This window comes from Streptomyces sp. NBC_01288 (assembly GCF_035982055.1).
Classification (GTDB): domain Bacteria; phylum Actinomycetota; class Actinomycetes; order Streptomycetales; family Streptomycetaceae; genus Streptomyces.
The window spans coordinates 9,248,706-9,261,990 of the sequence record NZ_CP108427.1; the positions used below are offsets into that span (position 1 = coordinate 9,248,706).

Consider the following 13,285-nt stretch of genomic DNA (forward strand, 5'->3'; position numbering starts at 1 on the left):
GGCCCAACTCACCTTCTGGTGGTTCTCATGTTTGACGGGGAGATCTGACACTGATGCACACCGACCTCGTGGCCGCGCTCGACATCGGCGGCACCAAGATCGCCGGGGCGCTGGTGGACGGCCACGGCAAGATCCTGGTGCGAGCACAGCGCCCGACGCCCTCGCAGGACGACGGCGACACCGTGATGCGGGCCGTGGAGGAGGTGCTCGCGGAGCTCACCGCATCACCTTCGTGGTCCCGCGCGAGCGCCCTCGGCATCGGCAGCGCGGGTCCCGTGGACGCCTCCGCCGGCACCGTGAGCCCGGTCAACGTGCCCGGCTGGCGCGACTTTCCGCTCGTCGAGCGGGTGCGTGCGGCGGCCGGTGACCTGCCCGTCGAGCTGATCGGCGACGGCGTGGCGATCACGGCGGCCGAGCACTGGCAGGGCGCCGCGCGGGGGCACGCCAACGCGCTGTGCATGGTCGTCTCCACGGGAGTCGGCGGCGGCCTCGTCCTCAACGGGCAGTTGCATCCCGGGCCGACCGGCAACGCGGGTCACATCGGCCACATCAGCGTGGACCTGGACGGCGACGCCTGTCCGTGCGGTTCGCGCGGCTGTGTCGAGCGCATCGCCAGCGGTCCCAACATCGCCCGGCGGGCGGTCGAGGGCGGTTGGCGGCCGGGCCCGGACGGTGATGCCTCGGCCGCGGCCGTTGCCGCCGCAGCCCGTGCAGGCGACCCGATCGCCGTGGCCTCCTTCGAGCGGGCCGCGCAGGCCCTCGCCGCCGGTATCGCGGCGACCGCGACCCTCGTCGAGATCGATATCGCCGTGATCGGCGGGGGAGTCGGCAAGGCGGGCGACGTGTTGTTCACTCCGCTGCGGAAGGCGTTGAGCGACTACGCGACGCTGTCCTTCGTGCAGCGCCTGACGGTGACGCCGGCTCAGATGGGCACGGACGCCGGGCTGGTGGGAGCGGCCGCGGCCGCGCTCGCCGGGCAGGCGAGCACGACCGCGGCCGGAGTGTGAGCAACCGACCTGGCCGAAACGTTCGTTCAGCGGCCTTCGCCCGGTGACGTGCGAAGTGCCGTGTTCAGCACGTGAGTTGAGCGTCCGCCCAGTCCGCGTGGTCCGAGTCGATCCCGTCGCCGCCGTCGGTGACGACGAGTCGGACCACCTGGGCGCCGGTCACGTCCGCCGTGACCGGCTGGGCGGGCATCGCGTTGGTGAGGACGCCGGTCGAGGCGACCTTCGTGCCGTCCGCCCAGATCTCGAAGGCGACGGTCCCGTTGGCGCCCTTCTCGTCGTCCACACCGACGTCCGCGGTGACCTTCTCGCAGGACTTCCCGGTGTAGTACTCGACGTCGCTCTCGGCGTGCACACCAAGTCCCTTGGCGTACACCACGCCACCGAGGGTGATCGGATGACCGTCCCCCGCCGCGCTCTCCCCGTTGCTGGTGTTGCGCTCAACGGGCCCGTATCCATTGGCCGTTGACATCCACGGAAGATCGCCGAGGTACGAGGTCCCCGAGGGCGGTGCCACCACCACGGACGTGGTGAACGGCAGGGTGCCGCTGACCCGCGCACCGCTCGGTGAGCGGTAACTCGCCTTGAGCGTCAGGTCGTACGACCCTGTCGGCGTCCCGGCGGGAGCGGTCACCGTCCACTTCGTGCGCAGCGACTTGCCTGTCCGTACGGCCTTCGCGGTCGTCGACGACTTGGCGCGTACCTTCCAGCCCGAGGGGCCGGTCAGGCTCACGGAGACGTGCTCGGCGGTCGTACGGCCGAGGTCGGTGACCGTCGTCGTGAGCGCGGTCGGGGTGGCCGCCTGGACCAACGGGGCGCTGCCCAGGCCGAGTTCGACGGCCGGTGGGTTCTTGAGCGCGTGCCGGTCGGCGGAGACCCGTACGAGGACCGTGCCGTGGGCCGGGACGGTCGCGGAGATCGCGCCCGCGGTGTTGTAGCTCTTGTGCTGCCACAGGTCGCGCAGGGTGTAGGCGCGAGCGCCGGGGAGGCCGACGGCCGTGGCGGTCGTGGCGATGCGCTGGGCGCTGCCGGTCTCGTTGAAGAGCGCGACCGTACGGCTGCCGTCCTTCATCTCCTTGGCGACGACCCAGCGTCCGCCCGCGGACGTGACAACGTTGCCCTGCTTGCCCAGCGGGTCCTGGTCGACCGCGATGACCTCCTTGTTGTCGAGGATGTCGAAGGTCGCGGGGGTCGCCGTGCGCAGGTCCGAGCCGATGAGGAGGGGCGCGGCCATGATCGACCACATCGAGAAGTGCGAGCGGTACTCGGTGTCCGTCATGCCGCCGTTGCCGACCTCCAGCATGTCGGGGTCGTTCCAGTGCCCGGGACCGGCGTAGGGAGCAAGTGGCAGGTTCTGCTTGAGGATCGACAACATCGAGCCCCAGTTGTCGCTGATGTCACCGGTCGTGCGCCACAGATGTCCGACGTCCGCGGCCCACTCCCAGGGCTTGTTCTCGCCCCACTCGCAGATGCTGAAGACGATCGGGCGGCCGGTCGCCTTCAGGGCGTCGCGCATCGTGTTGTAGCGCACCTTGGCGTCCACGCCCTGGTTGTTGCAGTTGTCGTACTTGAGGTAGTCCACGCCCCAGTCGGCGAACTGCTGGGCGTCGCTGTACTCGTGGCCCAGGCCGCCCGGGAATCCGGCGTCGTTGCACGTCTTCGTGCCGGCGCTGGTGTAGATGCCGAGCTTGAGCCCCTTGGAGTGCACATAGTCGGCTACGGCCTTGATCCCGTGCGGGAAGCGGACCGGGTCGGGGACGAGCTTGCCGTCGGCGTCGCGGTTCGGCAGGGCCCAGCAGTCGTCGAGGTTGACGTACTGGTAACCGGCGGCTTTCAGGCCCTTGTTGACGAAGATGTCCGCGATGCCCTCGACCATCGACTCGTTGAACTCGGCACGGCAGTTGGTGGAGTTCCAGTTGTTGAAACCCATCGGAGGGGTGAGCGCCTGACCGTCGGCCAGGGCGGGGGTGACGGGGTCCTGTGCGGGGGCGGCGACGGCCGGCGCGGCGAGGCCCGCCGTGCACAACAGGCCCGCGGCGAGCGCTCCGACCGCTCTTCGGCGGGTCGTGCGGGTGTGGGGGTGACGCGTCATTACGTTCCTCCGGACTCGCGAAAGATGGGATCACTTCCTGTGCATGCCATGTGCGCGATTACGGTAGGACGTGTCGAACTCTGTTGGAAGAGTTGCGTATTTATTGTTCGACTTTCCATCGCGCACGTTTTGAACGCGTTCAACTTTCTGAGCTAGGCTCGCTCCCGAGCAGCCCGAACGGAAGGGGGAGCCCGGTGAAGATCGTCATTCCCGGTGGCACGGGACAGGTGGGCGCGATCCTGGACCGCGCCCTGACCGAGGCCGGTCACGAGGTCGTCGTCCTGACCCGGCGGCCGTCGCGCGACCGCGAGGTGTGGTGGGACGGCGAGAACCCGGGCACCTGGGCCCGGGAGATCGACGGCAGCGACGTCGTCATCAACTTGGCGGGCCGCAGCGTCAGTTGCCGCTACACCCCCGCCAACCTCAAGTCCATGATGGACTCGCGCGTGCACTCCACCCGGGTCGTCGGTGAGGCCGTCGCCGCAGCCGTGCACCCGCCGCGCGTCTGGTTGCAGATGAGCACCGCCACCGTCTACGCCCACCGCTACGACGCCCCCAACGACGAGGCCACCGGCGTGATCGGCGGTGCCGAACCCGACGTACCCGACTACTGGTCGTACAGCGTAGAGATCGCCAAGAACTGGGAACGCGAGCAGGAGGTGGCCGACACCCCGCACACCCGCAAGGTCGCCCTGCGCGCCGCCATGGTGATGAGCCCGGACCGGGGCGGTGTCTTCGACGTCCTGTCGGGGCTGGTCCGGATCGGCCTCGGCGGGCCGGTCGCGGGCGGCGCCCAGTACGTCTCCTGGATCCACGACCAGGACTTCGTCCGCGCGGTCGAGTTCCTGATCGACCGGGACGACATCGGCGGACCGGTGAACCTCGCCGCCCCCGGACCGCTCCCGCAGCGCGCCTTCATGCGTGTGTTGCGCGCCGCCCGGGGCGTCCCCGTCGGGCTGCCCGCCACGAAGTGGATGGCGGAAATCGGGGCCTTCGCACTGCGCTCGGACACCGAACTCCTGCTGAAGAGCCGCCGGGTCGTACCGGGACGGCTGCCGGCGGAGGGGTTCACCTTCGACCATCCGCAGTGGCCGGAGGCGGCCGTGGACCTCGTACGGCGGGCACGGCACGGGACGGGTTCCACCCGACGGCCGGTTCGGGCGTGACCCCGGCGCGCTTCGTCAGTTGAACGGGGCATGAAGAAGCGCAGCATGCTGGCCATCGCCTCCCTCGCCACCGGGTTCGTCGTCGCCGCGATCTCCCCGTCGCACTCCCACGACCACGACGTGCTCGGCGATCTGAACGTCAAGGACACCGTGGGTGCCATGGATCACCTCGTCAGCGACGGCAGCTTCGCCGCCGACGAGGGAGTCCTGGGGCAGAACAGCTGATACCGGTCGTAAGTGTGCGGCGCCGGTGCCTCGTCGGAGGGGGCACCGGCGCCGTCGTATGTGCGCTCTCAACTGCGGCTGGTTTCCGTGGCAGGGTGGAACGGGCAAGCCTCAGGGGGCCAACAGAAGAGGGGGAACTGTGACCGTCGTCTGGATCAACGGCGCGTTCGGTGCGGGGAAGACGACCGCCGCACAAGAACTGGTGGACCTGATCCCGAACAGTACGCTCTTCGACCCCGAGGTCATCGGCGGAGCACTTCCGTATCTGCTCCCGCCCAAGCACCTCGCGGAGGTCGGCGACTTCCAGGACCTGCCGATGTGGCGGCGGCTCGTGATCGACACGGCGGCGGCCATGCTCGCCGAACTGGGCGGGACCCTGGTCGTCCCGATGACCCTGCTGCGGCAGGAGTACCGGGACGAGATCTTCGGCGGTCTGGCGGCCCGCCGGGTCACGGTCCGGCATGTCCTCCTGGCTCCGGCGGAAACGATCCTGCGCGAGCGAATAGCCGACCGGGAGGTCCCACCCGACCTCCCCGACGGCGAGATCCGGACCCGGCAGTGGGCGTACGACCACATCGAGTCGTACCGCGCCGCGCTCGGCTCGTGGCTCACCGCCGACGCCCATCTCGTCGACACCAGCGCGCTCACCCCGTACGAGACGGCCGCCCGGATCGCCGGCGCCGTAGGCAGTGGATCCGTGCCCGTCTGCGACATCGTGCAGACCCCGGAACCCACCTCCGAGACCCTCGCGGCCGGAGTGCTCCTCTTCGACGAACAGGACCGTGTGCTGCTCGTCGACCCCACCTACAAGGCCGGCTGGGAGTTCCCCGGCGGTGTCGTCGAATCCGGCGAGGCACCCGCCCGGGCCGGCATGCGCGAGGTCACCGAGGAGACCGGCATCGTGCTCGACGAGGTCCCCCGACTTCTCGTCGTCGACTGGGAACCACCCGTACCGCCGGGCTACGGCGGCCTGCGCCTGCTCTTCGACGGCGGCCGGCTGGACGCGGCCGTGGCCGACCAACTGCTTCTGCCCGGGCCGGAGTTGCGCGGCTGGTGCTTCGCCAGCGAGGAGGAGGCCGCCGATCTGCTGCCGCCGGTCCGCTACGAGCGGCTGCGGTGGGCGCTCCGGGCCCGGGAACGCGGGGCCGCGCTCTACTTGGAGGCGGGCGTACCGCTCGGCTGACGACACGTCAATTTGCGGTCTGATCAACGGTGTTGGACGTGACTTTGCCTTTTCGGGGACACCACCTGGCGATTTTGCGGGGTGCGGGTCATTCCGATAACAAAGCGAGGGTGAATTGTCGCCTTCCCGGTATGAACAAGAACGTGAAGAAGGTACATCGGAGCTCTAACGTCTTTGCGCAGCTCAGTTCTCTCGCGGCCGCCGGCCGCCTTGACGGGACCGGACCTTTCGCCGGTCGAAGGAGAGGAACATGCGCGCGCCATCCTCGGCCCTCACCCGGGCCCTCACACTCGCCGCCGGGCTCGCCCTGGTGCTCACCGCCTGTAGCAGCGGCGGCGGGGGCGGCGGCTCCGACAACAAGGGCAGTTCGGCCGGGCTCACGTCCTGCAACACCGTGGGCAAGGCCAACACCTGCAACTCGGCCACCACCAAGTCCGGCGGAACGTTCACCTATGTGCTGGAGAAGAACATCCAGCAGTGGAACGTCCAGGACGTCAACGGCAACACCTTCGAGAACGGGGAGGCCCTGGAGGTCGTCCTGCCGCAGGTGTTCATACCCCAGCCGGACTTCAGCGTCGCCCTCAACACCGACCTGGTGACCTCGGCGACGCAGACCAGCACCAGCCCGCAGACCATCGTCTACAAGATCAACCCGAAGGCGGCGTGGAACGACGGCACGCCCATCACAGCCGACGACTTCACCTACTACTGGCGCACCAACAACGGCAAGGACTGTCCGCCGCCGCCCGCCAGCGACTCCACGCAGACCAAGGGCTGTCTGCCGCAGAGCACCGCCGGCTACGACCGGATCAAGTCCCTCACGCCCTCCGACAACGGCAAGACCTTCACCATGGTGATGACGAAGCCGTACTCGGACTGGAAGTCGCTGTTCGGCGCGGGCTATCCGCTCTATCCGGCCCACACCGCCGAGAAGCTCTCCGGCGCCAAGGCCGGTGACGCCGCCGCCATGACGGCCGCCCAGATGGCACAGGCCTGGCAGTACTTCCTGAAGACGCCGCCCACCAAGTACCCCACCGCGGGCGCCTACAAGATGCAGCAGTGGGTCGACAACGACCACGCCACCTACGTGCCCGACCCCAAGTGGACCGGCGCGAAGAAGGCCACCCTCCAGCGGCTGATCTTCAAGGTGATCTCGGACGCGACTCAGGAGCCAACTGCCCTGAAGAACAACGAGGTTCAGGCGATCTACCCGCAGCCCGAGGTGGACCTGGTCAACCAGGTCAAGGACATCCCCGGCGTCACCTACGTCATCGGCAACGGGCTGACCTGGGAGCACTTCGACCTCAACCTGCACAACCCGGTGATCGGCAAGTATCTGGCGCTGCGGCAGGCGATGTTCACGGCGATCAACACCAAGGACATCATCGCCAAGACGGTCGGCCAGTTCGACCCGGCCGTGAAGCCGCTCGGCAACCACAACTTCGTTCCCGGACAGGCCGGTTACAAGGACGTGGTCTCCGCCTCCGGCCAGGGATCCGGTGATCTGACCAAGGCGAAGGCGTACCTCACAGCCGCCAAGTTCACCGGTGTGGGCACGGCGTTGAAGACACCGGACGGCAAGGCTGTCGGACCCTTCAACTGCCGTTACACCACCGGAAATCAGATCCGGCAGAGCGAGTGCCAGATCCTGCAGAGCAACCTGGCGAGCCTCGGCATCAAGATCACCATCAAGCCGATCGGCGCCGCCGACCTCGGCACGGTCCTCTCCGGGCACCAGTACGACATCATCGTCTTCGCCTGGGTCGCGGCGCCGTTCCCGAGCAGTGGCGCCCAGCAGAACTGGTTCACCGGCGGTGGCGGCAACTTCGGTGGCTACAGCAACAAGACGGCCGACGCCCTGATCTCCCAGGCCGTGGGTGAGACCGACGCGACGAAGTCCGCCGCGCTCCTCAACCAGGCCGACCAGCTCATGGTGAACGACGCCTACGTCCTGCCGCTCTACCAGAAGCCGACGTTCCTCGCCGTGCAGACGCGGTTCGTCAACATGCGGAACAACGCCACGAATGTGGGCCCGGCCTACAACACCGGTACGTGGGGCCTGAAGAAGTAGTCCTACGGCTGACAGCTCCACCGGCACGCCCGTCGAGCCCGGCCCCGCGACACCGGGGGCCGGGCCCGGCACGGACGGCATCTCCGACCCGCCGGCCTCCGAGAGAAGACCGCATGCTCGCCTACACCGTGCGCCGCATCCTCGTCTCCATCCCCGTCCTCATCGTCTCGACGTTCGTCGTGTTCCTGGTCGTCATCAACTCCGGGGACCCGGTGGCGAACTTCGCCACCTCACGACAACCCGCGCCCAGCAAGGCGGCGGTGGCCGCCTTCGCCCGGCACATCCACGCCGACCAGCCGGTGATGGAACGCTATTGGAACTGGATCACCGGCGTTCTGCACGGCGACTTCGGGCCGTCCGTGCAGGCCAACCTGAACATCGGGCACGACCTGTTCACCCGCTTCAAGGTGACCATCACCCTGGTCGCCGCCGCGATGATCCTCGCGCTGATCATGGCCGTCGTGTTCGGTGTGTTCAGCGCCATCCGCCAGTACTCGGCGGCCGACTACACGATCACCTTCTTCGGCTTCCTGTTCCTCGCCATGCCCGTGTTCTGGTTCGCGGTGCTGCTCAAGCAGGCCGGGATCTGGTTCAACCAGAAGACCGGCAGCCAGTTCCTCGGCACCATCGGCGAGAAGTCGCCGTACCTCGAAGTCGACACCACCTGGAACCAGTTCACCGATCACGTGGGCCACCTCATCCTGCCCACCATCACCCTCGCGCTGGTCTCCTTCGCGTCCTGGACCCGCTACACCCGCGCCTCCATGCTGGAGGTCCTCAACAGCGACTACGTACGGCTCGCCCGCGCCAAGGGGCTGCGGCGCGGCAGGGTGATGACCCGGCACGCGCTGCGCACCGCCCTCATCCCGCTCGCCACCGTCACCGCGCTCGACATCGCGATCATCCTGGGCGGCGCGGTGATCACGGAGACGATCTTCCAGTGGCACGGCATGGGCGAGATGCTGGTCCAGGCGGCGACCACGCTCGACGTCTACCGCACCATGGCCTGGCTGTTGCTCTCCGCCGTCGTCGTCATCGGGTTCAACCTCATCGCCGATCTGCTCTACGCCGTACTCGACCCGAGGATCCGCTATGACTGACATCGAGGCACCGGGGTCCGCGGGCACACAACTACCGCGCGGGGACCACGAGTTCACCGTACGACAGCGCACCCAGACCCAGTTGGTGCTGCGCCGCTTCGTGCGGCACCGGGCCGCGATGGTCAGCCTGGTCGTGTTCGTGCTGATCATCCTGTGGGCGTTCATCGGCCCGCACCTGTGGCACTACTCGTACCAGAAGTACACCGAGGACAACTCCAAACCCCCTTCCCTGAAGCACCCGTTCGGCACCGACTCCTCGGGCTACGACGGCTACGCCCAGGTCATGCGCGGCACCCAGACCTCGCTCAAGATCGCCATCATGATCGCGCTCGGCTCCACGCTGCTCGGCGCGATCTGGGGAGCCGTCGCCGGCTTCTACCGGGGCATCGTCGACGCGGTCATGATGCGCATCGCCGACCTGGTGCTGACGCTGCCCCTGTTCGCCATCGCCCTGGTCATCTCCTCGCGCACCGGCGGCTCCTGGTACTGGATCGCCATCGTGATCGCCGGACTCACCTGGGCGTACGTGGCCCGGGTGGTGCGCTCGGCCGTACTGTCGCTGCGCGAGAAGGAGTTCATCGAGGCGGCGCGGGCGCTCGGGGCCTCGGACACCCGGATCATCTTCCGGCATCTGCTGCCGAACGCGCTCGGCCCGATCATCGTGAACGCGACGATCCTGGTGGCGACCGGCATCCTCACCGAGACCGCGCTGTCCTTCCTGGGCTTCGGCGTCCAACCCCCGGACACCTCACTGGGGTTGCTGGTCTCCCAGGCACAGACGGCGGTCGACACCCGGCCCTGGCTCTTCTACATCCCCGGCGCGTTCATCATCGCCATCGCGCTGACCATCAACTTCATCGGCGACGGACTGCGCGACGCCTTCGACCCCCGGCAGCAAAGGGTGCGACAGTGACGACCACGAGTCATGGAGTGCGGGAGGTCCCCGTGACGTCCGCCGTGCTCGAAGTCGAGGACCTCAGCGTGGAGTTCGCCACCGAGGATGGTCTGGTACGGGCCGTACGCGGCGTCGGCTACCGGCTCGACCGGGGCGAATCGTTGGGCATCGTCGGCGAGTCCGGGTCCGGGAAGTCGGTCACCGCCCTCGCCGTGATGGGGTTGCTGCCGACCGGCGCCAAGGTGCGCGGATCGGTCCGCTTCGAGGGCACGGAGCTGCTCGGGCTGTCCGACGCGCGCCTGTCCGACCTGCGCGGCAGCGGCATCGCGATGATCTTCCAGGACCCGATGACCTCGCTCAACCCCGTCTACAACGTGGGCTATCAGATCGCCGAGACCCTGCTCCGCCACAACCCCGGGATGAAGCACAAGGACGCCCGCAAGCGCGCGGTCGAACTGCTCGGCACGGTCGGTATCCCCAGCCCCGAACGGCGCGTCGACAGCTACCCGCACGAGATGTCCGGCGGTATGCGCCAGCGCGTCGTCATCGCCATCGCGATGGCCAACGACCCGGACGTGATCATCGCCGACGAGCCGACCACCGCCCTCGACGTCACCGTGCAGGCCCAGATCCTCGAAGCCTTGGAGACCGCCCGCGCCGAGACCGGGGCGGCCCTCGTCCTCATCACCCACGACCTCGGTGTGGTGGCCGGCCACACCGACCGCGTCGCGGTCATGTACGCCGGCCGGATCGTGGAGACCGGCTCCGTCGAGGACATCTTCTACACCCCGCGCATGCCCTACACGTTGGGCCTGCTCGGCTCCCTGCCCCGCCTCGACCGCGAGGAGGCACGGCTCACCCCCATCACCGGCTCACCGCCGAGCCTGCTCAACCTGCCACCGGGCTGCGCCTTCTCACCCCGCTGCCCCATGAGCCGGGACGTGTGCGACACCGACGAACCCGCCCTGCGCCGGGCCGGCGGCGACCTCCACCTCAGCGCCTGCCACTTCGCCGACGAACTCGTCGACACCGGCGCAGGGCAGGTCTTCGACGCCGTCGGCGCGGACAGCGAGGCCCTGGCCCGCTTCGCCGACGCGGCCACCGCCACGAACCCCGAGGAGGACGCCGTATGACCGCGCCCGCGCAGGCCGCCACCCCCCTGCCGCCGCTGCCCGGCCACGGTGGCACCGGCGAACCGGTCCTCCAGGTAAGGGACTTGGTCAAACACTTCCCGGTGATGTCCAAGGGCGTCATCCGCCGCCGCGTCGGCGATGTGCACGCGGTGTGCGGGGTCTCCTTCGACCTGCATGAGAACGAGACCCTGGGCCTGGTGGGGGAGTCGGGCTCCGGCAAGACGACGATCTCCCGCACCGTCCTCGGCCTGGAACGCGCCACCTCGGGCCAGGTCCGCTACGGGGAACACGAACTCACCGAACTGAGCAGACGTCAGATGCGGCCGCTGCGGCGCGAGTTGCAGATCGTCTTCCAGGACCCGTACGCCTCCCTCGACCCGCGGATGACCGTCCACGAGATCGTCGCCGAACCCCTGCGCATCCACGGCCGGTACGGGTCCGGGGCGGCCGGTGAGGTGAGCGAACTCCTGCGTCTGGTCGGACTCAACCCCGAGCACGGCAACCGCTTCGCCCACGAGTTCTCCGGCGGACAGCGCCAACGCATCGGTATCGCACGGGCGTTGGCCCTGCACCCGAAGGTGATCATCCTCGACGAGCCGGTGTCGGCGCTCGACGTGTCGATCCAGGCGGGCGTTCTCAACCTGCTGATGGACCTACAGAGCGAACTCAGCCTGTCCTTCCTCTTCGTCGCCCACGACCTGTCGGTGATGCGGCACGTGGCAGGCCGGGTGGCCGTCATGTACCTGGGGCGACTGGTCGAGATCGCCTCGGCCCGGCAGCTGTTCGCCCGCCCGGCCCACCCGTACACCCAGGCGCTGGTCTCCGCCATCCCGCTGCCCGACCCGCGCAAGGAACGCGCCCGGAAGCGGATCACCATCCAGGGCGACGTCCCGAGCCCGGTCCGCCCGCCCAGCGGCTGCCGTTTCCGCACCCGCTGTCCCAAGTTCGCGAACCAACTCACCGACAGCGAACGGACGTCGTGCGTCGAGGAGATACCGGCGCTGGTGGATCGGGGTGGGGGCAATCCGGTCGCTTGTCACTATGCGGAGAGCGTGGAGTTGCTCTAGTCGAGGCCGAGTTCCTCGGCGGACGGGTACGGGGTCAGCCTGCTCTCGTCCTTGAGGAGGCGGTTGAAGTCGCCGACGGTGGCGGCGAGTTGTGCGTGCCGGGAGATGATCCCGGCGGCGGCCCGGGGGATGCCCTCCGGCTGCTTGCCTTCGGCGCACGCGCGGATGAACTCCTGGCGCTCGTCCAGCCCGTAGCCGTACAGGTCCACGACGAGCCAGTGCACCAGGTAGGAGAAGGCGTACGCGCGGTCGTAGTGCCGGTGGCGGTCGTAGAAGTCGCGTTCGTCCGGCGCGAGTCGGAAACGCGGGGAGAGGGCGAGGCCGTAGTCGGCGAGGTAGAGCTGTCGTCCGTCGGTGAGGATGTTCCTGAAGTGGACGTCGAAGTGCGTGAGTTGGTGCTCGTGGAGGAAGCCGGTGACGGCTTTCAGGCCCTGTTCCACGAGGGTGCAGGCGGTGTCGGGGTCGTCGCTGCGCAGCTGGGCGGAGAGCCAGTCGTGGAGGGTGTGCGGCTGGTGTTCCATGAACAGGTTCAGGCTCGCGGATGCCGTGCGCAGGGCTTCGATGTGTTCACGGCCGCCGCCCCAGTAGGCCACGTTCCGCTCCACGTCGGCGAGTTCGTCGGGCAGCGGCTGTCCCGCGTCGGGCAGCATGCGCCAGTGGTGGAGGAGTGGGAAGCCCGGGAAGCGGCCGGACACCACCAAGTTGGTCGTCATCTCGTGGACGGCCAGCTCGCGCCAGACGCCGAAACCGGGGTTGGGGACCGCGCCGATGCCGTAGTGGCAGTAGGCGGGCGCCCCGAACACGTTGGCCGTGGACCGCACGTTCTCCGGCCGCCGCTCGACATCGGTGAGCGGCATCCGCTTCACGAACACCTTTCTGCCGTCGACCTCGATCAGTGCCGAGCGACCGCCGACGCTGGTGCCCAACGGCGTGCCGGCCTCGACCAGTTCGGCGAGTTCGTGGTCGGAGAGCAGGGCGAGGGACGTGGCGATGTCGCTGTGGGCGACGAGGCGTGAGGTGGGAGCCATGTCTCCCATCCTCGGTCAGCCGACCGGGAGTTGGAGGTCGATGGTCATCTCCACCGTCACCTCGTCGTCCGCCCCGAGCCCCTGCGGCTTGCGCACGGCGGTCTTGAGCGGCAGCAGATAGCCGCCGTCCTTGGGGAAGAGCGACGTGGTGAACACCACGTCTCCGATCCTGGCCTCGACCGGGATGACACCCCACCCGTACGAGGCCAGGGCGGCGATCTCGCGGATGTCCGCCGACTCCTCGTCCGGCACGGGGACGAAGTAGTACGGGGACGGCCCGCGCCACTCGATCACCCGGCCGGTGAAGACGAACCGCATGGA

At 68.6% G+C, this 13,285-nt stretch carries 12 protein-coding genes; 9 read left to right on the top strand and 3 right to left on the bottom strand.

Annotated features, from left to right (window positions below):
• Positions 1-53: 53 nt before the first annotated feature.
• Positions 54-1,007 (top strand): ROK family protein, encoded by a 954-nt coding sequence (locus OG194_RS41570; RefSeq protein WP_327405876.1) that lies wholly within the window; start codon positions 54-56, stop codon positions 1,005-1,007.
• A 64-nt stretch (positions 1,008-1,071) separates the two neighbouring features.
• Here the strand turns inward: OG194_RS41570 and OG194_RS41575 are convergent, their stop codons facing one another.
• On the bottom strand, positions 1,072-3,096 hold the full coding sequence (locus OG194_RS41575) for an NPCBM/NEW2 domain-containing protein (protein ID WP_327405877.1): 2,025 nt from the start codon (positions 3,094-3,096) through the stop codon (positions 1,072-1,074).
• A gap of 194 nt (positions 3,097-3,290) precedes the next feature.
• Between OG194_RS41575 and OG194_RS41580 the strand changes: the two genes are divergently transcribed.
• The 8 genes from OG194_RS41580 to OG194_RS41615 all read left to right on the top strand — a co-directional run bounded on the left by OG194_RS41580 (position 3,291) and on the right by OG194_RS41615 (position 11,936).
• Positions 3,291-4,262: a TIGR01777 family oxidoreductase gene (locus OG194_RS41580; RefSeq protein ID WP_327405878.1), complete on the top strand. Its 972-nt coding sequence runs from the start codon at positions 3,291-3,293 to the stop codon at positions 4,260-4,262.
• A 30-nt stretch (positions 4,263-4,292) separates the two neighbouring features.
• The gene (locus OG194_RS41585; protein ID WP_019065142.1) at positions 4,293-4,487 is read left to right on the top strand and encodes a hypothetical protein; all 195 of its coding nucleotides are present in this window, start codon (positions 4,293-4,295) and stop codon (positions 4,485-4,487) included.
• A 139-nt stretch (positions 4,488-4,626) separates the two neighbouring features.
• Complete coding sequence (locus OG194_RS41590; protein WP_327405879.1) at positions 4,627-5,670, top strand: NUDIX hydrolase; 1,044 nt, start codon at positions 4,627-4,629, stop codon at positions 5,668-5,670.
• A 250-nt stretch (positions 5,671-5,920) separates the two neighbouring features.
• Positions 5,921-7,741 carry an ABC transporter family substrate-binding protein gene (locus OG194_RS41595; RefSeq protein ID WP_327405880.1) on the top strand — a complete coding sequence of 607 codons (1,821 nt, stop codon included), beginning with the start codon at positions 5,921-5,923 and terminating at the stop codon, positions 7,739-7,741.
• 113 nt (positions 7,742-7,854) lie between these two features.
• Positions 7,855-8,841: an ABC transporter permease gene (locus OG194_RS41600; RefSeq protein WP_327405881.1), complete on the top strand. Its 987-nt coding sequence runs from the start codon at positions 7,855-7,857 to the stop codon at positions 8,839-8,841.
• On the top strand, positions 8,834-9,754 hold the full coding sequence (locus OG194_RS41605; protein ID WP_327405882.1) for an ABC transporter permease: 921 nt from the start codon (positions 8,834-8,836) through the stop codon (positions 9,752-9,754). Before OG194_RS41600 ends, OG194_RS41605 begins: the two co-directional genes overlap by 8 nt.
• Positions 9,755-9,786: 32 nt before the next feature.
• Entirely contained in the window at positions 9,787-10,869 is a 1,083-nt protein-coding gene (locus OG194_RS41610; protein WP_327405883.1) for an ABC transporter ATP-binding protein, read from the top strand.
• Complete coding sequence (locus tag OG194_RS41615) at positions 10,866-11,936, top strand: ABC transporter ATP-binding protein (protein WP_327405884.1); 1,071 nt, start codon at positions 10,866-10,868, stop codon at positions 11,934-11,936. The genes OG194_RS41610 and OG194_RS41615 overlap by 4 nt, the downstream gene beginning before the upstream one ends.
• Here the strand turns inward: OG194_RS41615 and OG194_RS41620 are convergent.
• Positions 11,933-12,964: a protein kinase family protein gene (locus OG194_RS41620; protein WP_327405885.1), complete on the bottom strand. Its 1,032-nt coding sequence runs from the start codon at positions 12,962-12,964 to the stop codon at positions 11,933-11,935. The two genes, OG194_RS41615 and OG194_RS41620, sit on opposite strands and share 4 nt — an antisense overlap.
• Before the next feature lie 15 nt (positions 12,965-12,979).
• Positions 12,980-13,282, bottom strand: coding sequence for a DUF1905 domain-containing protein (locus OG194_RS41625; RefSeq protein WP_327405886.1), 303 nt, complete (start codon positions 13,280-13,282; stop codon positions 12,980-12,982).
• Positions 13,283-13,285 lie beyond the last annotated feature (3 nt).